Raw genomic sequence first — 26,485 nt, 5'->3', positions numbered from 1 at the left:
CTGTGCGCTTAACCGAGGCTTAGGAGCGACAGGGGCTAAGTGCAATGATCCTTTCCAGATTGATGAGTGTGGTCCTCGTGCTGACCCTGCTATTCGCGGCCCCTGCGCGGGCCAGCGTATCTTTGCTACGCGATGCGGATATCGAATATGGGCTGAAACAACTGGCCGCGCCGATCCTGACGGCGGCTGGGCTAAGTTCGTCTCAGGTCAGGCTGTTGGTCGTGAATGATAGCAGCCTGAACGCCTTTGTGGTCGATACACGGCACATCTTCATCCATTCCGGGCTGATCATGAAGCTGGACAGCGCCGCCGCCTTGCAGGCGGTGATTGCGCATGAAGCCGCGCATATTGCCAATGGCCATATCACTCGGCGCCTAGGCAATTTGCGCACTGCGCGCACAGCCGCCGGGCTGGGCATGCTTTTGGCGGCGGCGGCTGGGGCGGCCTCGTCCGATGGGCGCGCGGCAGCGGCCATTGCTCTTGGCTCGCAAAACTCGGCCAAGCGCATCTTTCTTGCCCATACCCGCGCCGAAGAATCCTCGGCCGATATCGCGTCAGTGCGCTATTTGAAACGCGCCGGGATTGATCCCAAGGGCGCTGTCGAAGTCCAAGAGCTTTTCCGTGGTCAAGAGGCCCTGTCAACCTCGCGCCAAGACCCCTATGTGCGCTCGCACCCACTAAGCCGGGACAGGCTGCGCGCGCTGAAAGGGTTGGTTGCGGCTAATCCGGGCGGCAAACGCGACCCGAATGCAGAATATTGGTTTGCTCGGATGCGTGGTAAATTAACGGCGTTCAAACGCGCACCCAGTTGGACGCTACGCCGCGCCGGCTCCAGCGCTTCCAAGGACATCGCTTTGATGCGGCAGGCGGTGGCGCATCACCGCTCTCCCAATGCCAAAAAAGCCATTCGAGACATCAACGCCGCCCTGGCGCTGCGCCCCAATGATCCGTATCTCATGGAGCTCAAAGGGCAGATCCTCTTGGAATCACGCAATTTTGATCAAGCGGTGGCCGTCTATCGCAACGCGGCCAACCGCGCCCCACGCGAACCTTTGATCACTGGCGGTTTGGGGCGTGCTCTTTTGGCGGCCAACCGCCCCAAGGAAGCGTTGAAAGCCTTAGAAACCGCGCGTGGGCGCGACTTTTTCAACGCGGGCCTATTACGCGATCTCAGCGTGGCCTACGCGAAAACCGGACAACCGGCGCTGGCATCCTTGGCAACAGCCGAACGCTTTGCGCTGCGCGGGCGATGGAAAGATGCGGAATTACACGCAAAACGTGCCTCAGACCGCTTGCCACGCGGGTCCAGCCCATGGCAGCGTGCGCAGGACGTGCTACATGCTGCGAAACAATCCCAGCGCAAGCGGCGCTAAAATCTAGATTGGAGTGACGATGTTCAACCCCCGCCCTTTGTCCGCGACCCTTTTCGGAACAGTTGCCGCTGCCGCAATCGGCCTTGGGTCCATGACCATGGCCGACGAATTTGACCTGTCCAATATGAGCGACGATCAAAAAGCCGCTTTTGGTGAGGCCGTGCGCGCCTATCTGCTCAAAAACCCCGGCGTGATTTTCGAAGCCGCCGCGCTTTACGAGGAACAGCAGGCTGCACAACAGGCCCGCGCGGACGAGACCCTGGTCGCTGACAATCTCGACGCGTTGTATAACGATGGCTATAGCTGGGTTGGCGGCAATCCCGAAGGTGACATCACCGTGGTTGAATTCCTAGACTACCGATGTGGCTATTGCCGCAAAGCGCACCCGGAAGTGGCTGAATTGATTGCCAAAGACGGCAATATCCGTTTGATCGTCAAGGAATATCCGATCCTGGGCGAAGGGTCTTTGATTTCCTCACGTTTTGCCATCGCAACCCAGATTGTTGCCGGGGATGAGGCTTATAAAGCCGTTCACGAGGCGCTGATCGCCATGAAGGGCAATCCCGGCAAAGGCCCTTTGGTGCGCTTGGCGGGCACATTGGGGCTGGATGGCGATGCTATTTGGGCCGAAATGGAAAGCGAAGAAGTCACGCGCCGCATCTCGGAAACCCGCGCCTTGGGCCAAAAGATGGGCATCAACGGCACCCCCAGCTTTGCCTTCGGGGATCAGATGGTCCGTGGCTATGTGCCTTTGGATTCCATGCTGGAAATTATTGCTGAGCTGCGCCAGAACGGTTAACGACGCAAAAAGCGCGGAAGGATTTCCTTCTGCGCTTTCACAGGCTTACTAACAGCCCCTCAAGTTAAGCTTGAATTATTCAGCCGCAGCCTTGGCCGCCTCGGCCTCAAGAGATGCGGCTTTTTTCTCGACCTCTTCGACGATGTGATCGACCATCTGGTCGTTGTTCATCTTGTGACTGGCTTTTCCCGCGAGATAGACCATGCCGCTACCGGCACCACCGCCGGTGAAACCAACATCGGTCATCAACGCCTCGCCCGGGCCATTTACAACACAGCCAATGATCGACAGGCTCATAGGAGTTTTGATGTGCTCAAGCCGCTTCTCCAGCGTCTCAACGGTTTTGATCACATCAAACCCCTGGCGCGCGCAGCTGGGACAGCTGATGATATTGACGCCGCGATGGCGCAGACCCAAAGATTTCAGGATCTCATAGCCGACTTTCACCTCTTCCACCGGATCAGCGGACAGGCTGACTCGGATCGTGTCGCCAATCCCCATCCAGAGCAGATTTCCCATACCGATCGCAGATTTGATCGTGCCGGAGGTCAATCCCCCAGCTTCGGTGATCCCCAGATGGATCGGCGCATCGGTTTGCTCCGCCAGTTGTTGATAAGCAGCAGCGGCCATGAACACATCCGAGGCTTTGACGCTGATCTTGAACTCATGAAAATCATGATCTTGCAGAATCTTGATGTGATCCATGCCGCTTTCGACCATCGCGTCGGGGCAAGGTTCACCATATTTTTCAAGCAGATGCTTTTCCAAACTGCCAGCGTTCACACCAATCCGAATGGAACAGCCATGATCCCGCGCGGCCTGGATCACCTCCTTGACCCGTGCCTCGGACCCGATATTGCCGGGATTGATGCGCAGACAAGCCGCCCCCGCCTCAGCCGCTTCGATACCGCGGCGGTAGTGGAAATGGATGTCGGCGACAATTGGAACCGGGCTTTCGCGCACGATTTCCTTGAGGGCGCGCGCGCTGTCCTCATCAGGCACAGACACGCGAACAATATCCGCCCCCGCCTCGGCAGCGGCCTGAACCTGCGCGATGGTGCCGGCAATGTCCGTGGTGACCGTATTGGTCATGGTTTGCACAGAGATCGGCGCATCGCCTCCCACCGGCACATTGCCCACCATGATCTGACGGGAGGTCCGGCGATAAATGTTGCGCCAAGGGCGGACGTGGTTGAGGCTCATCGGAATGCATCCTGTGACGGAAGTGTTTGCGCCATACATAGAGCGCCGCGCGGGCCATTGCCAGCGCAGAGCCTGCGACAATTCAGGAAAGACTCAGGGTCCTGCCCTAGCGGTTGCCCGGTGTGACGCGCGGAACAGCCAGCTCAGCCACGACCTTGGCCAATTCCGGGTTCCGGGTCAGATCAGCCACAGCCAGTTTCTGGGTGATGGCGTCAGGAGACAAGGTCAGATTGCGCCCAAACTGACCACTTTTGCCATAGGGGCCGTAGGTCTGACCGTTCACCGCGAAATAAACCCCGCCAGCATTGCCGGAAAAGATCGTTGCGGCCTGTTCGGTCTGCGGCACGCTATAGCTTTGGCCCTTTTGCAAGGTCGCGGCAAACAGCTTGGTTCCCGAAGGAGATGTCACTTCGACCCAGGTTTCCGCCATGGCGACCACGGTCACACCGGGCAGCGGATCGGCCAGAACCTTGGGAATGCTTGGCGCAACAGGGGCTTGCGGAGTGGCAGTGGCAACCGCCATAGGGGCAACTGTCGGGCGGCTTTGGATGTCAAGTTCAACCAGAACCGTCTCCAAATCCTTGTCTCTGCTCAGATCAGCCTGCGCATAGCGATCCGTCAGATCCTGCGCGGTGAGTGACACGTTTTCGGTCACGGTGCCATTTGGGCCGGAGGGGCCAAGTGTTTGACCATTCACAGCAAAATAGATCGCGCCGGATTCGCCAATCTGCATGCGCGGCGTCGCGGCATCTGCCGGAACGACATAGGTGTCGCCCGCATTCATGATCCCGGTATGAAGCGTTTTCCCTGCCTCGTCCTTGATCAACACCCAAGCCGGGCGTGCGGCGACAATGGTAACGCCCTGCCTGTCAAGAACAGGTGCCTGCGCCAAGGCAAGCGGCGTCTCCCCCGGACGCGCGGCCAGCCCTTCGGCCAGGGCAGCCGCAGCAAGGCTGCTATCCTGAACCTGCGGCAGGTCACCCCGCGCCTGGCCAGCAAAGACGCCGACATTTTCCGGATCAAGTGTCGAGATCGGCCCATCACGCGCTACCAACACCGGCACATCCAGCGCCTCAGGACGGTACAAGCGATCAAAAGCCTCAGAGGTTGGCGGGGTGAACACCCCTGCCCCGGTTGGCCCGACAGCCGCGACAGTTGGGCCAACAGTGTTGGTTTCAGCGACAGGCGCAGCTGTGCCACGCGCGGCGGCGATCGGGTCCAACTCGCTCAGCACAACAGGGGTTTGATCAACCGGTGTCACCTGAACGCGCTGCACCTCTTGCAAAACGGTATAGCCGCCATAGCCAATGCCCGCGATCAAGGCGAGCAAGACCAGGGATGAGCCAATCGCGCCGGGTTCGACCCGCGACAAGACGGAATCGCCAACAGGAGCGAAGGGCATCTTGGGCTCGGCCAAGGGGTCGCGTGCCCGAGGGCGCAAGGCGCTGTCTTCAGATTTCTTAACGACCGAAGCCTTGTCGGACATGCCATGCGCCACGGAAAATCCGCTTTCGGCGCAGAAGGCTTCAAAGGCTTCGTCGGGGTCCATGCCCAGATAGCGCGCATAAGACCGCACATAGCCGGCAATAAAGCCGGGCGTATCAAAGGCAGAAGGATCACAATTTTCGATAGCAGCGATGTAGCTGGCTTTGATACGCAATTCACGCTGCACATCCAGCAGGGATTTGCCCAAGGTCGCGCGTTCACCCCGCATCACATCCCCGAGCGACAGGGTGAAGTCGTCAAAGCCCTGCGGAGTTTCCTCCACCACCTGTGGCTTATCCTGGGATTTGCGCCCGATCATCCAGACTGCCCCGCTTGAACCCTGTTCCATTAACGCCTGCTCGCTGCAAGCGACTCGATTCGAGTCGCTCACTTATTGCGTTCACATTACCATATCGCAATAGTTATGACAGGTTTTCCGCAGGTTACCCGGCCAATTCGGCACGATTCAGCGCACAATGGCTCCAAAGTTCATCCATAGCGTGAACGAGTTTATCCATCTCGTCCGGGCCATGAACCGGCGATGGGGTAAAGCGCAAACGCTCGGTTCCGCGAGGAACGGTCGGGAAATTGATCGGCTGAACATAGATGCCATAGCCGTCCAGCAGCATATCCGACAGCTTTTTGGTATGCACAGGATTGCCAACAATCACCGGAACAATATGCGAGCCGTGATCGATGATCGGCATGCCCAGACCTTTGAGACGGGTCTTGAGGATCTTGGCCTGTGTCTGGTGCTGTTCGCGCAGTTTCTTGTCATGCTTCAGGTGACGCACCGAAGCGCAGGCCCCTGCCGCAACAGCCGGAGGCATGGAGCTGGAAAAGATGAAACCGGGCGCATAAGAGCGGATCGCATCACACATTTTTGCACTGGCTGCGATATAGCCACCAACCACGCCATAGGCCTTTGCCAAGGTCGCGTTGATAATGTCCAGACGATGCATCAGGCGATCACGCTCGGCAACACCGGCACCGCGCGGGCCATACATGCCAACAGCGTGCACTTCGTCAATATAGGTCAGCGCGCCAAATTCATCCGCCAGATCACAGATCGCTTCGATCGGGCCAAAATCACCATCCATCGAATAGACCGATTCAAAGGCGATCAGCTTGGGCGCATCAGGATCGTCAGCCGCCATCAGCTCGCGCAGATGTTCGACATCATTGTGACGGAACACACGCTTGGCCCCACCATTGCGGCGGATACCTTCGATCATCGAGGCGTGGTTCAATTCGTCGGAATAAATGATCAATCCCGGGAACAGCTTGGGCAGCGTCGACAGAGTTGCGTCATTGGCCACATAGGCGCTGGTAAAGACCAAAGCCGCCTCTTTGCCATGAAGATCAGCAAGTTCGGCTTCCAAAGCCTTGTGATAAACCGTGGTGCCGGAAATATTGCGTGTGCCGCCTGAGCCTGCGCCGGTTGCGTCCAACGCATCATGCATCGCCTCAAGCACAACAGGGTGCTGGCCCATGCCAAGATAGTCATTGCCACACCAGACTGTGATCGGCTGCTCGGTCCCGTCAGGCTTACGCCATGTGGCGTGCGGGAAATTGCCTTTCTTGCGCTCAATATCAATGAAGGTGCGATAGCGACCTTCGTCATGAAGGCGATTAAGGGCTTCGTCGAGTTTCGCGGTGTAGTCCACCGGTGACCTCCTTCTTGTTATGGGCCTGAGCGCGGCAGCGACCCTTGCAGCGAGTTCCTGCATTCAATTTCACGAATAGATATCTTCCACGCATCTTTATGTCCATGGTCTAGCCGGGGACCAAGGGTCGCATCCTTGATTTACGTCAAGCTTATCACCCGGCCCAGTCCGGCATACCCCACCTGTGGTCGCCTATCGGAAACTTTGCCTTGTGCTCTGGACAGTGGACCGGCCTTTGATAGGGTCGCGCCAACCAAAAATTAGGAGTGCCTCCCCATGTCTCTTGATGCTGTCCTGACGCGCATTGATGACGATTTGCCCAACGCAATCGAGCGGTTGCTGGATCTGCTGCGGATCCCGTCCATTTCCACGGACCCAACCTACAAACCCCAATGTAGCAAGGCCGCAGAGTGGTTGGTGGATGATCTGAAATCCATCGGCATTGCCGCTGAAACACGGGAAACACCGGGCCACCCGATGGTTGTTGGCCATGTTGAGGGCGATGGTCCGCATGTGCTGTTCTACGGTCATTATGACGTGCAGCCGGTCGATCCGCTTGAGCTTTGGGACAATGATCCGTTTGACCCACAGATCGAGGAAACCGCCAAAGGCCAGGTCATTCGTGGCCGCGGCTCGTCGGATGACAAGGGGCAATTGATGACCTTTGTCGAGGCTTGTCGGGCCTGGAAAGCCGAGTTCGGAAAGATGCCATGCCGAATCACGTTTTTCTTTGAGGGTGAAGAAGAAAGCGGTTCGCCCTCGCTTGTTCCATTTCTTGAGCAGAATAAAGACGAGCTAAAGGCCGATATCGCCCTGATCTGCGACACCGGCCTCTTCGAATCGCGCGTGCCAGCGATCATCACGCAATTGCGCGGGCTCTTGGGCGAGGAACTGACCATCACCGCCGCCAACAAAGACCTGCATTCTGGCATGTATGGTGGCGTTGCGATGAACCCGATCCGGGTGCTGTCGGGCATTCTTGCGAACCTGCATGATGAGAATGGACGCATTCAGGTGCCGAACTTCTACGATGGTGTTCCAGAACTGCCTGCCGATATCGCGGAGCAATGGCGCGCCTTGGACTTTGATCACAGCGCCTTTCTAGGCGATGTCGGCCTGTCTGAACCCGCCGGTGAGCAAGATCGTTCGCCCATCGAAATGATCTGGTCGCGCCCCACCGCCGAAGTGAACGGCATCTGGGGGGGCTATTTTGGTGACGGTTTCAAAACCGTTCTCCCATCCAAAGCCCACGCCAAGGTAAGCTTCCGTCTGGTTGGACAGCAAGATCCGCACAAAATCCGCGAAGATTTCCGTGCTTGGGTGCAATCGCAACTGCCTAAGGATGTCGAGGTGGAATTTTCCGACCATGGCGCGTCTTCTGCCGGTCACATGTCCACCGCCCACCCGGCCTTTGAGGCCGCGCGTTCGGTGCTGGGCGCGGAATGGGGCCACGAGGCTGCCTTTGCCGGATGCGGCGGCTCGATCCCTGTTGCCGGGTATTTCGAGACGATCTTGGGCATGGATTCCATGCTGGTCGGTTGGGGCAAAGATGACGACCAACTGCATTCGCCAAACGAGAAATACGATGTGGAAAGCTTCCACAAGGGCATCCGTTCCTGGGCGCGGGTGCTGGACGCGATTTCGACCAAGGCCTGAACTGGCGCGGGAGAGCATCGTGCTCTCCCTTTTCGCCCCGATTCGGCCAAATTCATTAAGGTTAACCCGCAGTTAATTTCCTAAACCCGTGACGGTCCGGCGGTCAAAACCTAATAAAACAAGCATTCCTGACCCTAGGTCACCGGGAAAGTTTTACACATTCAAAGATAAATATGTCATTTTCGCCGTATTTGATCCTAGCTTTGCCTCAATCGTTGGATAATTCTATCGACATGCTGCGTACGACCAAAAAACTCACTCACCGGGACTTCCGGCAACGTATTCGCCGGGTTGATCCTCACTTTTACCGAACCGGTAATTGCGTTCAGATGGATGCGCGCGCGACGCGCCCAATTGGCGCAACACTACTGGGATTTGGGTGGGTCTATCTGGTCATCACCCTGCTGCAAAACCGCCCAATCCTTGAGGCCTCTTTGCACAAGGGCAACCTGCCGCAGGAATATCACATCTGGGTCATGGGCGGCCTGTCGGTCTTTATCGCTGCTTCGCTTGTCATGCTGGGCGCGCATGTGATGCGTTTTCTGTTCCAAAATGGCGCGCGCAAGAAAAACTCCGGCGGTATCCTGATGGGAAGCCTGGCCGCCATGGTGATGATCTTTACCCCACCCTCCGTTTGGCAGGCCGGGTTTGCGATGTTGGACGAGAATTCCCAGACCTTCATTCAAAGCGCCAGCGCCAAGATGGAGATCGACATGCCCGAGGTTAACCTGACGCAGGTTGCCTTTGTGTCCTCGCGCGGGAATTAATGGGTCCTGACCCCAAAGCGTTTCCAGTTTTCGTTGAAGCAATGCATCGGCTTTCTGCGTTTGAGCCTAAGGCGAAAGGCTGCGAAAGCTGATCCAATGTGAACTGGAAACGCTCTAAATCACGCCGTTGAACCGCTCGGGCAGCACAAACTGCGCGTCATATTCTGGACGTTTAAAGTGATAAAACCCGGTATCGCCGCGTGGTTCCCAACTGCGATACATCCGTTTGCGCACCCAGCCCAGGTCGAAATGCTCCTGCATTTGCAGCTGTGAAAAGGCTTCGAACACCGCGCGATCTTCGCCTCGCGCCTCGGCAAACCAATGCCGCCCGATCGACGCCTCCTTGACCCCGACCCCGACATCTTGCGTCACTTGATTGCGCGCATTCATGACCGAGGCGTATTCGGCAAAATCGCAGAATTTCAGATGAAACAGATAAAGCTCATCCGGCGTGTTGAGCTTGTCATATTGAGTAAAATGCCCGCCCCGCGCGATCTTTGCGCCGTGGCTGGTGATGCAGGGTTTCGAATAATGCGGGGCGAGGCGCACATGGCGGCGCGGGCCAATGATGTGATCGGTGATCGCCTCGGGTTCCAGATCGATGCGGTGGATCACCTCTAACCCCAGCGGCGTCAGCACCTGACGAGGTTTCTGATCCTTGAGGTATTGCAACAGGTTACGACCATCGCTTGGATCAACCACCACCAATTCATCCACATCGCCCACCACGATATGATCGTAGTAACAACGCAGCCCCTGCACAAAATTATTGAGCATACGCCAGCGTTTCATGTCGAAATTTGGATGCGGATCGCCGGGGATGCCGATGATGTTGCAGCCTGCGGCCAGTTCAGCGACCGCCTCGCCGCGCCCATGATTGACGATATAGCAATTCTCGCGGCCAAAGACCTCGCCGTAATGTCGAAGCCAGGCTTTCAGGAAAAACGCGTCATCGCGCACCATGGTAAGAGCGGCTGCCACCGATTGCATCTGCTGGCCTCATTCTTGTTTGTTTTGCGGCAACATTAGCGGATTGCCACGCGGCTGAGAATCGCCTTTCTGCGCAATCCCCGCTAACGTGGCGCACAAACATCAAAAACCACAGAATATCACTGGGAAAACCCCATGTTGTCCGAGCAGTTTCAGCAAAAAGGCTGGCAGATCCAACCGGGATCGATGCCCCCGACCCATATCCAGGTTTTTGGAGAGCGCTCCTCGGGCACCAATTTTGTCAAACGGCTGATCGGGCGCAATTCGCATCTGAAACCCAGCGAGGATCTTGGCTGGAAACACGGCTTTCCCCATATGACCGCGATCCCGGCCCATTTTGCCGTGATCTGCGTGGTGCGCGATGCGCGGGCCTGGGCGCTGTCGATGCATGCCAAGCCTTGGCATTGCCCCCCGGTGATGCAGGCCCTACCCTTTTCACATTTCATCCGCGCCGAATGGGCCACCATCGCCGACCGCCCGCGCTATTTCCCGCAGGTGAAAGAGCTGGGCGGCGCGGGCCAACCCCTGCAACATGACCGCCACCCTTTGACTGGCGCGCCCTTCGCCAACCTGTTTCAAATGCGCACCGCCAAGCTGCAAGGGCTGCTGTCCTTCTTCAATCGCGGCTGCACTTTGGTGTTTTGCCGATTGGACGCGGTGCAAAAAGCGCCAGAGAGCTTTCTGGCAGAGTTACAGGGCGATCTGTCATTGCCCGCATGGGACACTGAATACCGCCCGGTCATCAAACGCTTGGGGTCCAAATTCCTGCCATCGGTTGAGCCAAGGCTGCCCACGCCAAAAGAGATGAGCGCGCAGGATTTGGAGTTCCTACGCGCCCAGGTTTCCCCTGATCTCGAAGCCCAATTAGGTTTCGATTACGGCTAAGTCACCCTGCGTGCTTGTCCGCCAAAGCCTCAACCGCCGCCAGAACGTCTGGCAAAGGCGGGCAGGATTTGCGCGTTTCCAACGAGACATGCAGCAGGAATTGATCACAGCTTGACAAGACAGCCCCATCCGAGGCGCGCTTCATCTCGTGCAGCAAACGCAGCTTCTTACCCTCACCCAAAGCGACGCGCGTTTCGACAAAGAACTCTTCCCCGACAAGGGTTTCATCGAGATACTTGATGTTGGTTTCAGCGGTGAAATAGCTGTTTCCCGCATCGATATAGGCGCGATCCGCGCCCACATGGGCCATCAACTCTTCTGAGGCATCGCTGAACACTTGCCCATAGCGCCCTTCATTCATGTGACCATTCACATCGACCCAATCCACAGGAACGGTTCGGCGCACGGTGACCAAAGGCACCTCGTCCGCCAAGGGCCCCCGCAGCCGAGCATCATGGTCGCGGATCAGTTTACCGGCCGCGGCCTCTTGCCCTTTTAGGGCGCGCATCATGGCCACCAGATTGTTGTCGCGCAGCCGCTCCAACTCGCGGATCGACATATGGCCGGATTGATCATCGGACTGCCCTGCAATCAGATCAACCAGATCATTGTTGAACTCGGGCACATCCATCAGCTTGGTCCAGGGCCATTTCAGCGCCGGGCCAAATTGCGCCATGAAATGCTTCATCCCGGCCTCGCCACCGGCGATGCGATAGGTCTCGAACAGGCCCATCTGCGCCCACCGCAGACCAAAGCCATAGCGGATCGCGTCGTCCAGCTCTTCAGTGGTACAAATCCCGTCCTTGATCAGCCAAAGCGCTTCGCGCCAGACCGCTTCGAGCAGGCGGTCCGCAACATGCGCGTCAATCTCGGCCTTGATATGCAGCGGGTACATTCCGATGTCACGCAGGGTTTCTGACGCCTTTTCAATAACTTCCAGAGAGGCTTGCCCAGGCACGACCTCGGCCAGCGGCAGCAGGTAAACCGGGTTAAACGGATGCGCGACCAGGATCTGCTGCGGGCGCGCCGCGCCCTCTTGCAGCTCGGACGGCTTGAACCCGCTGGTAGAAGAGGCCAAGACCGCATTCTCGGCCACATGCTTTTGCAGCTCGGCATAGACCTTTTGTTTTATCTCCAACCGCTCCGGCACGCTTTCCTGCACATAGGTCGCCCCTACCACGGCCTCGGCAATCGTGTCGTGAAAGGTGATCTCGCCGCGCTTGGGCATTGGGGATTCGTAGAGCATCGGCAGGGCGCGCTCGGCATTGGCCATGACCTCACCGATCTTGCGCTCGGCCTCGGGATCCGGGTCAAACACCCGCACCTGCCAGCCCATCAGGGCAAAACGCGCCGCCCAACCGCCGCCAATGACACCGCCACCGATTATCGCTGCAATCTTTTCCAAAGCGCCTCTCCCTTGTCTGGCCTAACGCGCGCGCTCCATGCGGGTCAGGTCATAGCCGTACCAATCCAAAATCTCGCGCGCCGCTTTCAGGCGCTCACCGGGCTTGCCGGTGCGGTCCATGATCCACATGCGCGCGCCGCCTGGCTCCCCCATGGCGGCGGTACGGTTGTTGATATCCAACCAATGCACCCAGATCTCTTCCTCACCCAGCTGAAACCGTCCCGGCCCTGTGGCGACAAAAGGCAGAGAGACCTCTCCCAGCCGCATCACCCCGTCACTCACCACCAATTCACTGCCCACCGGCACACCTGCCGCCTCGACAATTTGCCAGCGCCCCGCCAGCCGCTCTGTCGTCACATCCACCTGCGAGGCGATCTGAGCCGTTGGATTGCGCAGAGGAATGGATAATTCGGGCAACATGGTTACCGGAGTGCAAGCCGTAGCCAAAACAAGAAGACCACCACACATCCCCCTGTAAAATAACGATAAACAAGATGCGTGCATCCATCCCCCTATAGGATCAGTTACTGACTAAACGCCAAATCAGCCGGTTTTTCATGCGCAAACCGAATGTAGTCATGCGCAAGGCGTCTCATGGGCCAAAACCTGCCTCATTTGCGCCGCAGGGTGAAGGCCGTCATTGGAATTAACGATTCAGGAGCTGCTGCCACATGCTTCTCACCCCGCCGCCTGTCCCAGGAAAAGAGACAGAGAACCGGTTTGCACGGGTTTTTGGTCTGTTTGAACAAGGTCTGGTTCAGGAAGACACCAAACCCACTACAACGCTATCAGAAGCCAAGGAAAAACAGCTTTTGGCCCAGGCGCTGACATCCTTGCATCAACGCCCCAAGGGCAAAGGCAAATCAGCCGCGAAAGCCAGTTGCGACAACGAATTTTTCCGACGAATCCGAGCGACTGGCGGGGGGTTTGACATGGGCGACCTTGGTGAACCGCTGCTTTAGGATCTGCTGCAGCGATCCTTCGGCACCGCCTGCCAGAACTTTGGCGACGAATGTGCCGCCCTCTTCGAGCACGTCAAAGGCAAGATAGGCCGCCGCCTCGCACAGAGCCATGATGCGCAGGTGGTCGGTCTGTTTGTGCCCCGAGGCCGAAGCCGCCATGTCGGACATGACCACATCTGCCTTGCCGCCCAGCCATTCCTTGACCTTGTCGTCCGCGTCATCCTCCATGAAATCCAACTGATGGATCTCGCAGCCCGCAATCGGGTCGACCTCTTGCAAATCGATGCCGAGAATCGTGCCGATGGCCTTACCCTGCTTTTCACCCAAAGCGTTGACGCGCTTTGCCGCGACCTGGCACCAGCCACCGGGCGCACAGCCCAAATCAACCACACGCGCCCCAGGCACCAAAAACCGAAACTTATCGTCCAATTCCAGGATCTTATAGGCCGCGCGACCGCGATAGCCGTCTGCCTGTGCCCGTTTGACATACGGATCGTTCAGCTGGCGCTGCAACCAAAGCGTCGAGGACAGTTTGCGCCCGCGCGCGGTCTTGACCTTGACCTTTAGATCCCGCTGGCCGCGTCCGGATGAGTTTTTAGGTGACTTGGCCATGTGGTTCGCCTCTTGCCGTTTCGCAATGGTCAGGTTGATCAGAGCGCGTCCCTATCACAAAGGTCCGTCTTCCAAAACCCCATCCGCAGACATCTGCGCATATAGCAGCCCCTCGCGCAGGCCACGATCCGCCACACTGAGCCGATCCGTGGGCCAAACCCGCAGCAAAGCCTGCAAAATCGCCGACCCGGACATGATCAAAGCCTGCCGATCCGGCCCAATACGCGGGTCTCGGCGCCGCCCTGTCGGGCCAAGTTCGAGATAGCGGCGAATGACCGACTCGATCTGGTCCGAGCTCATGCGTAACCCGTCCACTTTGGTGCGATCATAACGCCGCAATCCCAGATGCGAGGCGGCAACGGTGGTGACGGTGCCCGAGGTGCCAACGATCTGAAACCCTTCGCGCGCTTGCTCATCCGCATAGGGCGCAAATTCCGAAAGTTGCTCTTCGAAAAACCAGCTCATCAGCGCATAGCGACCGGCATCATCAGAGACATCCGAAAATTGATCACGCAAGGTGGCCACGCCAAGCGGCACGCTGATCCAATCCACCACTTTCGCGGTCGGAAACGGGCTGTCGACTGGGTGAAACCCAGCATGCAGACGCATGATCGCCGCTGGTCGGTCGCGGCGCGGGACAGAGCTGAGGTCGATCCAGACCAGTTCGGTCGAACCGCCGCCAATATCCACTACCAAGAGCTGTTCCGTTTTGGTTGACACCAAAGGCGCGCAGGAGATCACCGCCAGACGCGCCTCTTCCTCGGGCTGGATAATTTCCAGCGGCAGGCCGGTTTCCCGCCGCACTTGGCGAATAAATTCTTGCGCGTTTTTCGCACGCCGACAGGCCTCGGTCGCGACCAGACGCATTCGCGTGACCCCGTGGCGTTCGATTTTCTGACGACACACTTTCAAAGCCGACACCGTTCGCCCCATCGAGGCGCGGCTCAGCCGACCGTATTTCTCTAACCCCTGCCCCAGTTGGACAGATTTAGAGAAACTGTCGATCACATGGAACTGACTGCCCTTGGGTTGGGCAATCAACATGCGACAACTATTTGTGCCCAAATCCAGCGCCGCATAAAGCGCATTGGGATCAGGCCGATTTGGCGCGGTGCTCTCGACCGGTTTCGGGAAAACGCCCGCAGCCTTGGGACGCTTGGGCGCCATCTGTTGCGCCCTCCGATTTCAACTTGAATTCAGGATACGCGGCGGATCGGTGCCGCGCAAGTCGCATGAAGCTTCGAACCCAAGGGATTTTCATAATATCCCTTCAAGAATGCGTATTCCTCTTCCAGGAAGGGCCGGATCGCATCGATGGTCTCGGGCTTGAGGTCGTCCAGGGTCAGTTTGGCCTCAGATGTATTGCGGCGCGGCATCTCAACCGGTTGGCGGGTCAGCAGTGACAGATCATAGGCCAGCTGACCCAATTCCTCGGTCTTATAGACCTTGTTATAGTCCGCCAAATTGCGGCCCACAAACAGCCAGGCCTGAATGGCGTGATGTTTGATCGAAGACGAGGCCTGTTTATAGGCATCAAGGTTCTGAAAGAACTCGTCCGGGCTAGGTTCGCGCGGAAGATCGGGCAGCCAATCGCGCCCGTCGCGCAATTTGATGCTGTTCCTCAGATCGCCAAATTGCAGCACACGATTGGTATAAACCGACAGTAACCGCTTGATCGGGTCGCGCACCACGCAGAACCGCCAATAACCTTCGTATTCTTCAAACCGATGCGGGCGGAACCGCTTGGTCGGGTAAAGATTGTGCCAGGTATAGAGCGTCACATCCTTTTCATCCGGCAAATCCACCGATGGATCGACCCGTGCCAAGGCTTCCTTGACCGAGGAACACCCAGCCTTGGGAAGCGCCATATAAGCGAGTTTATGTGCGTCTATTGCGATGACCATTGGTCACTGCCCCTTCTCTTTGCCCTCTCCTTTTACTGCCACTTTCGGGCGAGAGTTTGGCAACAAGGTTAATTTGCCTCATGTTTATCCTGAAAACTTAGACGATCCGAACCGGTTTAACAATCTTGCTCTTGGCCTTACCCTGTCGCTCATGGATCGGCACAAGTCGAAATCCGACAAAACGCCAATCCCTCCCGCAGCTAGGGTGTCGGAACAGAACCGAAGGAATCAAACGGATGCCAGACATCACAATCGTCTATTGGAGAGATATCCCCGCGCAGGTGATTGTGGGCAAAGGTCGGCGTGGCGCAAAAGTTCAGCTGCCTGAACGTTTTGAGCAAGCCATTGATCGCGCCGCCATGAAGGGCGGTCAGATCGACACCGATGCTTATCTGGCAGAATGGCGCAAAGTTCCTTCCGGCTCTGCCGAGGGTGACCAGAATGACGTGGCCGCAGAATTGGCCGCCAAGCTGGACGCTGATTATGATCAAGAGCGCCTGAAAACGCTGATCGCCAATGATGGATGGGCCTAAGCCCGCCATGAAGCTGAGGGAGGCCATCATGGCTCTGCTGAATTTCCGCAAGCGCGATGACGCTGCAACTTCACCGCGCAATGCAGATCTGGAGGCCTTTCTAAAAGGCTATTCCATCGAGGTCATGCCGCGCACCGCCGCCAAGGTTGACGATTTCCGCGCGTTGCTGCCCGAAGGCACGCGCGTCTATATCGCTCATATCGAAGGCACCCCGATCGAGGAAATGGTCGCAACGGCCAAGCGTATTTCCGAAGACGGTTACAATGTGATGCCGCATTTCCCAGCGCGCATCATCAAAGACGCCGCGACCCTGGAAAACTGGATCGCCATGTATCAGGGCGAGGCCGGTGTTGAACAGGCGCTGCTGCTCGCCGGTGGTGTCACCTCTCCGCATGGGGATTTTCACAGCTCCATGCAGCTCATGGAAACAGGGTTGTTTGACAAAGCAGGCTTTAAACGTCTGCATGTCGCCGGTCACCCCGAAGGCAACAAGGACATCGACCCTAATGGCGGCGATGCCGTTGTGATGGACGCGCTGCGTTGGAAACAGAAATTCAATGAGACTACCGATGCGGAAATGGCGCTGGCCACCCAGTTTGCCTTTGACGCCGATCCAATCATCGCCTGGGCGGATCGCCTGAAATCCGAAGGCATCGATATCCCGATCCATATCGGTATCGCGGGCCCGGCCAAGCTGCAAACCCTGATCAAATTCGCCATTGCCTGCGGTGTTGGCCCCTCGCTCAAGGTTTTGCAGAAACGCGCCATGGATGTGTCCAAGCTGCTGCTCCCATATGAGCCAACTGACGTGTTGACCAAACTGGCCGCCCACAAAGCCGCCAACCCGGATTTCAACATCGATAAGGTCCATTTCTTCCCACTTGGCGGCATCAAGACCAATGCAAATTGGGCGATTGAAAACGGTGGCGAGTCGACCCGCCCGGCAAAGCAGTAGAACCGGTGTCGCGTCCTGCTCTGCTTTTCGACCTCGACGGCACGATGCTGGACACGGACGCGATCCATATGGCAGTTTTCGCTGACATGATGGCCCCGCGCGGGCTGGATGTGACGCATGAGTTCTACATGCGTCATGTTCATGGACGGCTGAACACCGACATTTTTGCTGAATTTCTGCCGGACGAACCGGATCCTCAGGGGTTGTCGGACGCCAAAGAGGCCGAGTTTCGCAACCGCCTGCCCCGCCCCTACCCGGCCATGCCCGGTGTCGTGGATCTGGTGGCGCGGGCGCAACGCAACAACTGGGGGCTGGCCGTGGTGACCAATGCCATGCGGCTCAACGCCGAGGCCATGCTGGAAGCCATCGGCCTGAGCACGGCGTTTGACGTGATTGTCATCGGCGAGGAATGCCCAAAAGGCAAACCAGACCCGGCCCCGTATACAATCGCAATGCAGCAATTGGGTGTGAACCCAGACCGCTGCATCGCCTTCGAAGACAGCCCTTCGGGCATGCGCGCTGCCGCAGCCTCGGGGGCCTATCCTGTGGGCATCCGCTCCTCCCTGTCTGACACAGATCTCAGGGCGGCGGGCGCACAAGACAGTTTGGAACACTTTAACGACCCTGCGCTGGCACACATATTGCAGCGTTTTGACAGAGAGGCACTGACATGACCCGCACGATCATCGAGTCGCAAACCAAAACCACCGTGATGGGCTTTGATCAGCCCTTCTGCGTGATCGGCGAGCGTATCAACCCAACAGGCCGCAAAATCCTGAATGCCGAACTGGAAGCCGGCGATTTCAGCCGCGTCGAAACGGACGCGCTGGCGCAGGTTGCGGCCGGTGCCAATGTGCTCGACATCAATTCAGGCGCAGTCTTTTCCAACAAAATGGCCGAAGATCCCCGTTATGCCGATAACAACTTTGTCGAGCCAGACCTGATGCGCCAATTGGTGGAAAAGGTTCAGGCGGTCACAGATTGCCCGCTTTGCATTGACAGCTCGGTGCCCGGTGCGCTGGAAGCTGGTCTTGAAGCCGCCAAAGGCCGCCCCTTGCTGAACTCGGTCACCGGTGAAGAGGAACGTCTGGAAATTGTTCTGCCGCTGGTCAAGAAATACAACGTTCCCGTTGTCGCGATCTCCAACGACGACACAGGCATTTCCGAGGACCCGGATGTGCGCTTTGCCGTGGCGAAAAAGATCGTTGAGCGCGCCGCCGATTTCGGCATTCCTGCGCATGACATCGTGGTTGACCCTCTGGTCATGCCAATCGGCGCTATGGGCACCGCGGGCCTGCAGGTTTTCGAACTGAACAATCGTCTGCGCAATGAGCTTGGTGTGAACACCACCTGCGGGGCCTCCAACATCTCCTTTGGTCTGCCCAACCGTCACGGTATCAACAATGCCTTCCTGCCCATGGCCATGGCCACCGGCATGACCTCGGCGATCATGAACCCGGTTGCCCTGCCCGTTGGCCCCAAGAAACTGGCCGAGAAAAAGGCCGAGGTTGAGGCCGCCGGTATCGTTCTGCCCGAGGGTATGGATGACGAAACCTTCTGCAAGATGTTTGGCCTCGGCTCGACCAAACCGCGCCCTGGCAAGGAAATGGAAGCGATCCGCGCCGCCAACTTCCTCACCAACAACGACGAAGGCGGTGCCAACTGGATCCAGTTCAACAAGGCACCGGGCGAAGCTGCAGGTGGTCGCGGTGGCCGCCGCCGTCGCCGCGCCTGATCCAAATTGGAAAATGCGAAACGCCCGCCAAACCGGCGGGCGTTTTTATTCGGTTGCCGTTGCCCGCTCAGCTCGTCTCGCCGCCCAGATTGGCCAGACGACCAAGATCAAAAAAGTCAGGTTGGCCAAGGCGTTCATCGGCGCGCCGACCAAAATGGACCCGCTGCTATCCACCAGATACCAGCTCCAGATCATTACCAACAGGGCGGTTCGGGTCTCATGGGGCATCCGGGCCAGATGCGCCCCGGCCATCACCCAAATGATCACCCCCAGCCCAACACAAAGCCCGGCCATGATCGCGCCCAGCATTTGACCCGGCGTCTTGCCAAGCGTTTCAGCCCCATCCCCGCTGAGAGTTACCAGATCCAGCAACAGCACCAATGGGCTCGACACCCCGAACACCAGGGCCGCCCAGGTCAGCACACCAAACCCGACAATCACCCCAGCGCCAAAGCGCAACCGTTTCTGTTCCAAAGTCATCGCAGTCTCCTTTCACGTTGCTGTGGAAACTGTCGATCCTGACGCGTCTCATCAATTACCTGTCAGGTAAGTGAATTCGTGATCCTGACGTGATAGCAAACAGCATGAGCAATTTTGGACAAGAGCTGAAAACATGGCGCAACACCCGCCGCCTGTCGCAACTGGCCTTGGCCACAGATAGCGGAATTTCCGCGCGCCACCTGTCCTTTTTGGAAACCGGACGCGCCCGCCCCAGTCGTGGGATGATTTTGCGCCTGACCGATTGTCTGAACATCCCACGCCCGGCCCGCAATCACATGCTGGTCGCCGCAGGGTTTGCCCCCGCCTATCCCGAGATCAAGCGGGACGCAGAGATGCTTGCCCCGTTCTCGCAAGCCATTGATCGGATGCTGGAAAAACACGCGCCTTACCCGGCCTCGGTCATGGATCGCGAATGGCGTATCTTGCAGATGAATGCGCCTGCGCAACTGTTGTTTGGCAGCGTCGGTTTGCAGGTCGGGCAGAGCCTGATCGACATCCTTCTTGAGACCAATATCGGCCCGGAAGTGGTTGAGAACTGGCCAGAATTTGGCCACCACATCCTCATGCGTCTACGCGCCGAAAGCGCGGAGGCCGGTGGTCTGCCAAGCCTGGACAAGGCAGCACGCATTCTGGCCGATGACCCAGCCATCGCCTCTTATGAGCCGCCTATCCCCTTACCAGCGGTCACACCGACCCGGTTTCGAGCTGGCCCAACCACCCTCTCGCTCTTCAGCACATTTGCACAATTTGGCAGTGCCGAAGAGGTCACCCTTTCTGATCTCAAAATTGAATTGTTGTTCCCCTGTGACGAAGCAACTCGGCTGTTTCTTGAGCAGCTAGGCTAAGTCAGACTTCCGTGCCAGGGCCCAGGAACAGATCGGAAAATCCTCCTGATTTTCCAGACTGTCCACATCCTCGCGGTAAGCCGGTGGAAAGGGCCCGGCAACATTGCGGATCCCTGCCCAGCGATTGCCCCATTGTTCGGCGTGAATCTCGGTTTCTTCAAACCCGCATTCAATCAGGAAATTCGTCAGCCCGCGCGCGCTCCAGCGCGTATTATCCACCGGTGCCCCGTGCAACGGCACGAAAAAAGGCACCGCCACCAGAAAATATCCGCCGGGTTTCAGCGATTGCAGCACATGTTGCGTGGCGCGGTATGGACGGTCGAGATGCTCCCAAACCTGATCAGCTATGATCAGATCATAGTGCAGCAGGCTGCCATCCTCAGCCTGTAGCGGAGATTTGCAGATGTCATATTCGGGAAACCAGAAGGCGCGGTAAGATTTGAAGGGAAACTTGGTGCCGAACTTCCCCGAAATCTCAGCCACATCAAGCGTTTCCGGCTCCAGCATTCGCACCAGATGCCGGCATTTCTTGGAACTGACAATACGATTGATACTGGCCATGACCCACCTCGCTTTGCGCCATTTGGCGTCAGCTTGCGAGAGGGGTCAAGCCCTTGTTGAAAAACGATCTATTTCGCCCGTTTCTTGATCTTACCCGCCGCCTCTGCGAGATCGCGGGCAATGGCAAAGGCTCCTTGGATCTTGTCCTTGTCGCTCTTCCAGTCACGCCGCAGGATAATCTTGTTATCTTTGATCTTGGCCATGTCGCCTTGCGCACGCATAAAGCTTACCAGCCCCTCAGGCTTGGCGAATTTGTCATTGTGGAATTGAACAGTCGCGCCTTTTGGCCCGCCATCAAGCTTGGCAATCCCGGCGCGTTTACACATGGCCTTGATGCGAACAACAAGCATCAAGGTGTTGACTTCACGCGGCAATTTCCCAAACCGGTCGATCAGTTCCGCGGCAAACCCCTCCAGCTCAACCTTGGTTGAAAGCGAGGACAAGCGACGATAAAGCCCGAGACGAACATCGAGATCGGGCACATAATCCTCGGGGATCAGAACCGGAACGCCCAGATTGATCTGCGGAGCCCACTGCCCATCATCGTCGGTCAGCCCCTCCATCTCGCCGGATTTGATCTTGGCAATCGCCTCTTCCAGCATGGATTGGTAAAGCTCATAGCCGACATCGCGCATCTGGCCAGATTGCTCTTCGCCCAGAAGATTGCCCGCGCCGCGAATGTCGAGATCCTGCGAAGCCAAGGAAAAACCGGCCCCCAATGTATCAATCGACCCCAAAACCCGCAGCCGCTTTTCAGCCGTTGCAGTCAGTTTGGCGCGCGGTTTGGTGGTCAGGTAACAATAGGCGCGGGTTTTGGAACGCCCAACCCGGCCTCGGATCTGATACAACTGGCTTAGGCCAAACATATCGGCGCGATGCACCACCATTGTGTTGGCCGTCGGAATATCCAGACCGGATTCAACAATCGTCGTGGCCAATAGCACATCATATTTGCCGTCATAAAACGCGTTCATACGCTCATCCAGCTCACCCGCGGCCATCTGGCCATGCGCCACAACATAAGAAATCTCGGGCATCTGCTCTTTGAGGAATTCCTCGATCTCAGGCAGGTCGGCAATGCGTGGCACCACGTAGAAGGATTGCCCTCCACGATAATGTTCGCGCAGCAGGGCTTCGCGGATGGTGACCGCGTCGAACTCGCTGACATAGGTGCGGATCGCCAGCCGGTCCACCGGCGGCGTACCAATGATCGACAGATCGCGCACCCCGGTAAGAGACAGCTGCAAGGTCCGAGGGATCGGCGTTGCGGTCAATGTCAGCACGTGAATGTCACTGCGCAACTGTTTAAGCCGTTCTTTGTGCTGCACGCCAAAATGCTGCTCTTCGTCGATGATCAACAGGCCCAGCCGTTCAAAACGGATATTTTTGGCCAAAAGCGCATGGGTGCCCACGGCAATATCCACCGTCCCGCGCGAAATCCCCTCGCGCGTCAAAGAGGCCTCTTTCGTGCCGACAAAGCGCGACAAAGGCGCGACCTGTACCGGAAAGCCCCGAAACCGTTCCGCAAATGACTTGTAATGCTGGCGCGCCAACAAGGTTGTGGGCGCAATCACCGCCACCTGAACCCCAGATAGCGCGGCGATAAAGGCGGCGCGCATGGCGACCTCGGTCTTGCCAAAGCCGACATCGCCACAGATCAGTCGATCCATCGGCTGGCCAGAATGCATGTCATCGACCACATCATTGATGGCGTTTAGCTGGTCATCGGTCTCCTGATAGGGGAAACGCGCCGCAAAGCTTTCATAAGACCCGACCGGAGGATCCATCACCGGAGCCTTGCGCAAGGCGCGTTCTGCAGCGATGCGGATCAAGCGATCCGCCATCTCGCGAATGCGTTCTTTCAGCTTGGCCTTTTTAGCCTGCCAAGCCCCGCCGCCGAGCCGATCCAACAACCCGGTGTCATGGCCATATTTGCTCAGCAGTTCGATATTCTCGACTGGCAGGTACAGCTTGGCCGCTTCGGCATATTCCAGGCTGATGCACTCATGCGCCGCCCCGGCGGCGCTGATCACCTCCAACCCCAGATAACGGCCAATCCCGTGATCCACATGAACAACCAGATCGCCGGGGCTCAGGCTTTGGGTTTCGGTCAGGAAATTCTCTGCCTTGCGACGTTTGCGCGGCGCGCGGATCAACCGATCCCCCAGAACATCCTGTTCGGAAATGACGGTGATCTCACCATCATCCCAAGGGGCCACAAACCCAGCCTCAAGCGACCAAACCGCCAAATGCAGCCCGCGCTTTCCGATCCTTGTGCCATTGCCAATCGGGACCGCCTCGGCCAGCCCTTCATCCTCGATCAAGCCGGTCAAACGTTCCCGCGCGCCCTCGGAATAAGAGGCGATCAAGACCGGCCCCTTGGCCATACGATCCTTTACGTGGGCAGCCAAAGCCCCAAACAGGCTAACATTTTCCTGCTGGCGTTCTGGCGAGAAATTACGCCCGATCCGCCCACCAGCATCAACGACGCCGGGGCCCGACGCCTGGGGCAGTGGATGAAACTGCACAGCGCGCCGCGTGCCGATCGCCTCAGCCCAGGTGCCATCATTCAAATACAACAGCTCCGGCGGCACCGGTTTATAAACGCTGCCCATGGTCTTTTTCTGAGACAAGGCATGGGTGCGCGTCTCATACTGATCCTGAATACTCTCCCAACGCGACAGGCGCGAAGGCGTCAGTTGGTCATCCATGACCACCGGCACATCCGGCAGGTAGTCAAACAGGGTTTCCAATTTCTCATGGAAAAACGGCAACCAATGCTCGATCCCCTGATGCTTGCGCCCGGCACTCACCGCCTCATAAAGCGGATCATCCTTGACCGCAGCGCCGAATTCGATGCGGTAATTCTGACGAAAGCGAGTGATCGCCGCCTCATCCAGGATGACTTCGGACACAGGGGCCAGTTCCACCACGTCCAGCTTTTCCGTGGTCCGCTGCGTCACCGGGTCAAAGCGGCGCGCCCCGTCCAACACATCACCAAAGAAGTCCAGACGCACCGGCCCACCCTCACCCGGAGGGAAAATATCCACAATGCCGCCGCGAATGGCGTAATCCCCGGGCTCGGTCACCGTGGGGGCCTGGCTAAAGCCCATACGCACGAGAAAAGCGCGCAATTCGGCCTCATCCACACGGGAATCAACCCGCGCGACAAAAGCAGCCTCGCGCAACACATTCCGTGCTGGCACTTTCTGCATTGCCGCAGACAGGGTGGTCAGAACCACATATTGCTTGGGCATGCCATGTAAAAACCCGGCGAGCGCCGCCATACGCGCCGCAGAAATATCCGCATTGGGCGACACGCGATCATAAGGCAGACAATCCCAGCCCGGAAAGGTGATCACCGGCACATCCGGTGCCAAAAACTCCAGCGCATCCCGCATCGAGGCCGCGCGCTTGTCATCGCGTGCCACATGCAGCACCGGCCCACCGCTGCGCGCCATCTCTTCCAGCAAAAGCTTGGCGTCAAACCCCTCCGGGGCCCCGCCCATGATCACGTTTTGTCCTGTCATACCGCCTGCAATGCCCCCCTGCCCGACCAAGGTCAAGCCCAGCTTTGTTTCGGAGCCATCCCTTGCTTGACGCAGGCGTGACGGGCTGGGTTTGGAGGGACAAGATCAATTGACGAGGGGCCCCATTCATGGGGAGACGTCCATTGATCTTGGCGCGACAAAAACAGTCTGTCAGGACCAATCAATCAAGGGATGGGTCAGTAACAAAGCGGTTTTGTTTTGGTGAATCTCAGCGCCCTCACCCTCTCGACCCGCACCCGCTTCACGCGGAATCGTCACCCAACAATTTGCTTCAAACAAAGCGCGCGGAAGCGCATAATGTAACAGCGCCACGCTCAGAGCACGTAAGACGAAAGGTTGTGATACATGCCCCACATGGCCGTCAAAAAGATCGACACCATGCCGATGAACTGCGTGGTCATGCGATGGATGCGCAAGCGCCGCCACAATGCCTCACCGCTGTTTTCTCCCCCCTTCACCTTGCGCGCCGAATAGATGCTCAGCAAGCCGACAAAGATCAACGGAGACATCAACAAGAACACCGCTTGCGCAAACTCAACCCCATAATAAAACCCCAAAACCAGCAAACCGCTCAACAAGGCCGAGGCAATGGCGGTGATCCACAACCCGGCCTCTTCGACGATGAACAAAAACCGGTTGGCATTGATGCGCACCAGATCCTCAAGATCCTGTTCGGCCTGCCCGCCATTGCGTCGCGCGCGGCTCACCATGTCAAAGGGCACGCCCAGAACCCAATGGCTGATCGAGGACCAGGCGACCGCCAGCACGATCCAGAACCAAAGATTGGAAAAGGACCGCATTTCGATCACTTCAAAAACGATTGTGTACCAATCCAAAGGGCTGCTCTTTCTTTAGTCGACCCGTTTCGGCCAAGTCTGATTTCTTTGTGTCGCGACCCTAAGGCGCAGATCACCAATTCGGGGCTTGAGACAATGCCCATTCCATGCCACCCAAATGCGACCTTTACAAGGACTTCACAATGAAACCCACTGTCGCCTCCTTTCCCGCTACAAGATTGCGTCGTCTGCGCCGCACCCCTGCCATCCGGTCCATGGTTCAGGAAACCACACTCAGCCCCGGCGATTTCATTTGGCCGGTCTTTGTGCGCGATGGAGAGGGCGAGGTTGAACCGATCCATTCTATGCCCGGCGTCAATCGCCTCTCGGTGGACAAAGTGGTCGAGGCCGCCAAGGACGCACACGCCCTGGGCATCCCCTGTATCTGCCTCTTTCCCTATACGGATCCCGCCCTCAAGAACGAGGATTGCGCCGAGGCCTGGAACCCGGACAACCTGTCAAACCGCGCCACCCGCGCCATCAAGGATGCGGTGCCCGATATTGCGGTCATGACCGATGTGGCGCTCGACCCTTATAACATCAATGGCCATGACGGCTTTGTCGAAGGCGGCGAGATCGTCAATGACCGCACCGTAGAAGCGCTGGTGAAACAGGCACTCAGCCAGGCCGAGGCTGGTGCCGATATCATTGGCCCTTCCGATATGATGGATGGACGGATCGGAGCCCTGCGCACGGCGTTGGAGGCTGAGGGGCATCAGAACGTCTTGTTGCTGAGCTATGCCGCCAAATATGCCAGTGCGTTTTACGGACCGTTCCGCGATGCGGTTGGCGCATCCGGTGCGCTCAAAGGCGACAAAAAAACCTATCAGATGGAGGCCGGCAATTCGGATGAGGCCATGCGCCTGATCGAACGCGACCTGATGGAAGGCGCGGATATGATCATGGTCAAGCCGGGAATGCCCTATCTCGATATTTGCCGCCGAGCCAAGGATATGTTCGGCGCGCCGACCTTTGCCTATCAGGTCAGCGGTGAATACGCGATGTTGGCCGGTGCCGGTGAGCGCGGTTGGGTTGATGGCGAGAAAGTCATGCTGGAAAGCCTTGTCGCCTTCAAACGTGCCGGTTGCGACGGCATTCTGACTTATTTCGCCCCTGCCGCGGCCAAAGTCCTCAACGGGTAGCGGGGATTTGCTCATAAATTGTGTCGGATTGGCAAGGTGAGGTGACAATCTTGCCAGCCCGGCCTATAAATCCACGCAACCGGCGCAAACAAGCCGGAGTTGAGGCACTGGCAAGGAA

24 protein-coding genes are annotated in these 26,485 nt (G+C 57.7%); 11 read left to right on the top strand and 13 right to left on the bottom strand.

The features are described from left to right. Nucleotides 1-44 precede the first annotated feature (44 nt). On the top strand, nucleotides 45-1,373 hold the full coding sequence (locus CLV87_RS11695) for a M48 family metalloprotease (RefSeq protein ID WP_235871913.1): 1,329 nt from the start codon (nucleotides 45-47) through the stop codon (nucleotides 1,371-1,373). Between the two features lie 19 nt (nucleotides 1,374-1,392). Continuing rightward, on the top strand, nucleotides 1,393-2,172 hold the full coding sequence (locus CLV87_RS11690; RefSeq protein WP_370739637.1) for a DsbA family protein: 780 nt from the start codon (nucleotides 1,393-1,395) through the stop codon (nucleotides 2,170-2,172). Between the two features lie 75 nt (nucleotides 2,173-2,247). Here the strand turns inward: CLV87_RS11690 and ispG are convergent, their stop codons facing one another. The 3 genes from ispG to hemA all read right to left on the bottom strand — a co-directional run bounded on the left by ispG (nucleotide 2,248) and on the right by hemA (nucleotide 6,527). Beyond that, entirely contained in the window at nucleotides 2,248-3,375 is a 1,128-nt protein-coding gene (ispG, locus tag CLV87_RS11685; protein WP_099245501.1) for a flavodoxin-dependent (E)-4-hydroxy-3-methylbut-2-enyl-diphosphate synthase, read from the bottom strand. A 106-nt stretch (nucleotides 3,376-3,481) separates the two neighbouring features. Next, on the bottom strand, nucleotides 3,482-5,209 hold the full coding sequence (locus CLV87_RS11680) for a helix-turn-helix domain-containing protein (protein WP_235871911.1): 1,728 nt from the start codon (nucleotides 5,207-5,209) through the stop codon (nucleotides 3,482-3,484). Between the two features lie 94 nt (nucleotides 5,210-5,303). Then, nucleotides 5,304-6,527, bottom strand: a complete 1,224-nt coding sequence (gene hemA, locus CLV87_RS11675) for a 5-aminolevulinate synthase (RefSeq protein WP_099245499.1) — start codon at nucleotides 6,525-6,527, stop codon at nucleotides 5,304-5,306. A 276-nt stretch (nucleotides 6,528-6,803) separates the two neighbouring features. Here hemA and CLV87_RS11670 point away from each other — a divergent pair, with 276 nt between their 5' ends. Continuing rightward, complete coding sequence (locus CLV87_RS11670) at nucleotides 6,804-8,183, top strand: M20/M25/M40 family metallo-hydrolase (protein WP_099245497.1); 1,380 nt, start codon at nucleotides 6,804-6,806, stop codon at nucleotides 8,181-8,183. Nucleotides 8,184-8,416: 233 nt separating this feature from the next. After that, nucleotides 8,417-8,950: a hypothetical protein gene (locus CLV87_RS11665; protein WP_133840764.1), complete on the top strand. Its 534-nt coding sequence runs from the start codon at nucleotides 8,417-8,419 to the stop codon at nucleotides 8,948-8,950. 114 nt (nucleotides 8,951-9,064) lie between these two features. Here the strand turns inward: CLV87_RS11665 and CLV87_RS11660 are convergent, their stop codons facing one another. Continuing rightward, complete coding sequence (locus CLV87_RS11660) at nucleotides 9,065-9,940, bottom strand: glycosyltransferase family 2 protein (protein WP_099245493.1); 876 nt, start codon at nucleotides 9,938-9,940, stop codon at nucleotides 9,065-9,067. Nucleotides 9,941-10,075: 135 nt separating this feature from the next. Here CLV87_RS11660 and CLV87_RS11655 point away from each other — a divergent pair, with 135 nt between their 5' ends. Further along, entirely contained in the window at nucleotides 10,076-10,825 is a 750-nt protein-coding gene (locus CLV87_RS11655; protein ID WP_099245491.1) for a hypothetical protein, read from the top strand. A 1-nt stretch (nucleotide 10,826) separates the two neighbouring features. Here the strand turns inward: CLV87_RS11655 and CLV87_RS11650 are convergent, their stop codons facing one another. From CLV87_RS11650 to CLV87_RS11630, 5 genes are all read right to left on the bottom strand, one after another. Then, nucleotides 10,827-12,230: a carnitine 3-dehydrogenase gene (locus CLV87_RS11650; RefSeq protein ID WP_099245489.1), complete on the bottom strand. Its 1,404-nt coding sequence runs from the start codon at nucleotides 12,228-12,230 to the stop codon at nucleotides 10,827-10,829. A 21-nt stretch (nucleotides 12,231-12,251) separates the two neighbouring features. Further along, nucleotides 12,252-12,698, bottom strand: coding sequence for a lipocalin/fatty acid-binding family protein (locus tag CLV87_RS11645; protein WP_099245487.1), 447 nt, complete (start codon nucleotides 12,696-12,698; stop codon nucleotides 12,252-12,254). A gap of 395 nt (nucleotides 12,699-13,093) precedes the next feature. Further along, on the bottom strand, nucleotides 13,094-13,804 hold the full coding sequence (locus CLV87_RS11640; protein ID WP_099245485.1) for an RlmE family RNA methyltransferase: 711 nt from the start codon (nucleotides 13,802-13,804) through the stop codon (nucleotides 13,094-13,096). 54 nt (nucleotides 13,805-13,858) lie between these two features. Continuing rightward, a complete protein-coding gene (locus CLV87_RS11635) occupies nucleotides 13,859-14,971 on the bottom strand; it encodes a Ppx/GppA phosphatase family protein (protein WP_099245483.1) in 1,113 nt (370 codons plus the stop codon). A 29-nt stretch (nucleotides 14,972-15,000) separates the two neighbouring features. Further along, nucleotides 15,001-15,708, bottom strand: coding sequence for a sulfotransferase family 2 domain-containing protein (locus tag CLV87_RS11630; protein ID WP_099245481.1), 708 nt, complete (start codon nucleotides 15,706-15,708; stop codon nucleotides 15,001-15,003). A 236-nt stretch (nucleotides 15,709-15,944) separates the two neighbouring features. On the opposite strand from CLV87_RS11630, the gene CLV87_RS11625 reads away from it, so the two are divergent. The 4 genes from CLV87_RS11625 to CLV87_RS11610 are packed head-to-tail and all read left to right on the top strand — an operon-like array spanning nucleotide 15,945 to nucleotide 18,931. Beyond that, nucleotides 15,945-16,241, top strand: a complete 297-nt coding sequence (locus CLV87_RS11625) for a virulence factor (RefSeq protein ID WP_099245479.1) — start codon at nucleotides 15,945-15,947, stop codon at nucleotides 16,239-16,241. A gap of 28 nt (nucleotides 16,242-16,269) precedes the next feature. Continuing rightward, nucleotides 16,270-17,196 (top strand): methylenetetrahydrofolate reductase, encoded by a 927-nt coding sequence (locus tag CLV87_RS11620; RefSeq protein ID WP_099247706.1) that lies wholly within the window; start codon nucleotides 16,270-16,272, stop codon nucleotides 17,194-17,196. 5 nt (nucleotides 17,197-17,201) lie between these two features. Continuing rightward, entirely contained in the window at nucleotides 17,202-17,870 is a 669-nt protein-coding gene (locus tag CLV87_RS11615; RefSeq protein WP_099245477.1) for an HAD family hydrolase, read from the top strand. Beyond that, a complete protein-coding gene (locus tag CLV87_RS11610; RefSeq protein ID WP_099245475.1) occupies nucleotides 17,867-18,931 on the top strand; it encodes a methyltetrahydrofolate cobalamin methyltransferase in 1,065 nt (354 codons plus the stop codon). Before CLV87_RS11615 ends, CLV87_RS11610 begins: the two co-directional genes overlap by 4 nt. A 45-nt stretch (nucleotides 18,932-18,976) precedes the next feature. On the opposite strand, the gene CLV87_RS11605 is transcribed toward CLV87_RS11610, so the two are convergent. After that, nucleotides 18,977-19,411 (bottom strand): hypothetical protein, encoded by a 435-nt coding sequence (locus CLV87_RS11605; RefSeq protein WP_099245473.1) that lies wholly within the window; start codon nucleotides 19,409-19,411, stop codon nucleotides 18,977-18,979. 104 nt (nucleotides 19,412-19,515) lie between these two features. On the opposite strand from CLV87_RS11605, the gene CLV87_RS11600 reads away from it, so the two are divergent. Then, nucleotides 19,516-20,277: a helix-turn-helix domain-containing protein gene (locus CLV87_RS11600; RefSeq protein WP_099245471.1), complete on the top strand. Its 762-nt coding sequence runs from the start codon at nucleotides 19,516-19,518 to the stop codon at nucleotides 20,275-20,277. Here CLV87_RS11600 and CLV87_RS11595 read toward each other — a convergent pair. From CLV87_RS11595 to CLV87_RS11585, 3 genes are all read right to left on the bottom strand, one after another. Continuing rightward, a complete protein-coding gene (locus tag CLV87_RS11595; protein WP_099245469.1) occupies nucleotides 20,269-20,838 on the bottom strand; it encodes a methyltransferase domain-containing protein in 570 nt (189 codons plus the stop codon). The genes CLV87_RS11600 and CLV87_RS11595 overlap by 9 nt on opposite strands. 68 nt (nucleotides 20,839-20,906) lie before the next feature. Then, a complete protein-coding gene (mfd, locus tag CLV87_RS11590; protein ID WP_099245467.1) occupies nucleotides 20,907-24,368 on the bottom strand; it encodes a transcription-repair coupling factor in 3,462 nt (1,153 codons plus the stop codon). 335 nt (nucleotides 24,369-24,703) lie between these two features. Next, entirely contained in the window at nucleotides 24,704-25,225 is a 522-nt protein-coding gene (locus CLV87_RS11585; RefSeq protein WP_099245465.1) for a component of SufBCD complex, read from the bottom strand. 143 nt (nucleotides 25,226-25,368) lie between these two features. Between CLV87_RS11585 and hemB the strand changes: the two genes are divergently transcribed. Next, on the top strand, nucleotides 25,369-26,367 hold the full coding sequence (gene hemB, locus CLV87_RS11580) for a porphobilinogen synthase (protein ID WP_099245463.1): 999 nt from the start codon (nucleotides 25,369-25,371) through the stop codon (nucleotides 26,365-26,367). Nucleotides 26,368-26,485: the final 118 nt, after the last annotated feature.

Origin of the sequence: Pelagimonas phthalicica, assembly GCF_004364805.1 — a bacterium.
In the GTDB taxonomy this organism is placed as follows: Bacteria; Pseudomonadota; Alphaproteobacteria; order Rhodobacterales; family Rhodobacteraceae; genus Pelagimonas; species Pelagimonas phthalicica.
This window is presented reverse-complemented; position numbering and strand designations above follow the sequence as displayed.

Bases quoted from the DNA above. Each gene is read 5' to 3' on its own strand.
- CLV87_RS11695 (WP_235871913.1), top strand. From the start codon at position 45: ATGATCCTTTCCAGATTGATGAGTGTGGTCCTCGTGCTGACCCTGCTA.
- CLV87_RS11690 (WP_370739637.1), top strand. From the start codon at position 1,393: ATGTTCAACCCCCGCCCTTTGTCCGCGACCCTTTTCGGAACAGTTGCC.
- ispG (WP_099245501.1), bottom strand. From the start codon at position 3,375: ATGAGCCTCAACCACGTCCGCCCTTGGCGCAACATTTATCGCCGGACC.
- CLV87_RS11680 (WP_235871911.1), bottom strand. From the start codon at position 5,209: ATGGAACAGGGTTCAAGCGGGGCAGTCTGGATGATCGGGCGCAAATCC.
- CLV87_RS11670 (WP_099245497.1), top strand. From the start codon at position 6,804: ATGTCTCTTGATGCTGTCCTGACGCGCATTGATGACGATTTGCCCAAC.
- CLV87_RS11665 (WP_133840764.1), top strand. From the start codon at position 8,417: ATGCTGCGTACGACCAAAAAACTCACTCACCGGGACTTCCGGCAACGT.
- CLV87_RS11660 (WP_099245493.1), bottom strand. From the start codon at position 9,940: ATGCAATCGGTGGCAGCCGCTCTTACCATGGTGCGCGATGACGCGTTT.
- CLV87_RS11655 (WP_099245491.1), top strand. From the start codon at position 10,076: ATGTTGTCCGAGCAGTTTCAGCAAAAAGGCTGGCAGATCCAACCGGGA.
- CLV87_RS11645 (WP_099245487.1), bottom strand. From the start codon at position 12,698: ATGTGTGGTGGTCTTCTTGTTTTGGCTACGGCTTGCACTCCGGTAACC.
- CLV87_RS11640 (WP_099245485.1), bottom strand. From the start codon at position 13,804: ATGGCCAAGTCACCTAAAAACTCATCCGGACGCGGCCAGCGGGATCTA.
- CLV87_RS11635 (WP_099245483.1), bottom strand. From the start codon at position 14,971: ATGGCGCCCAAGCGTCCCAAGGCTGCGGGCGTTTTCCCGAAACCGGTC.
- CLV87_RS11630 (WP_099245481.1), bottom strand. From the start codon at position 15,708: ATGGTCATCGCAATAGACGCACATAAACTCGCTTATATGGCGCTTCCC.
- CLV87_RS11625 (WP_099245479.1), top strand. From the start codon at position 15,945: ATGCCAGACATCACAATCGTCTATTGGAGAGATATCCCCGCGCAGGTG.
- CLV87_RS11620 (WP_099247706.1), top strand. From the start codon at position 16,270: ATGGCTCTGCTGAATTTCCGCAAGCGCGATGACGCTGCAACTTCACCG.
- CLV87_RS11610 (WP_099245475.1), top strand. From the start codon at position 17,867: ATGACCCGCACGATCATCGAGTCGCAAACCAAAACCACCGTGATGGGC.
- CLV87_RS11605 (WP_099245473.1), bottom strand. From the start codon at position 19,411: ATGACTTTGGAACAGAAACGGTTGCGCTTTGGCGCTGGGGTGATTGTC.
- CLV87_RS11600 (WP_099245471.1), top strand. From the start codon at position 19,516: ATGAGCAATTTTGGACAAGAGCTGAAAACATGGCGCAACACCCGCCGC.
- CLV87_RS11595 (WP_099245469.1), bottom strand. From the start codon at position 20,838: ATGGCCAGTATCAATCGTATTGTCAGTTCCAAGAAATGCCGGCATCTG.
- mfd (WP_099245467.1), bottom strand. From the start codon at position 24,368: ATGACAGGACAAAACGTGATCATGGGCGGGGCCCCGGAGGGGTTTGAC.
- hemB (WP_099245463.1), top strand. From the start codon at position 25,369: ATGAAACCCACTGTCGCCTCCTTTCCCGCTACAAGATTGCGTCGTCTG.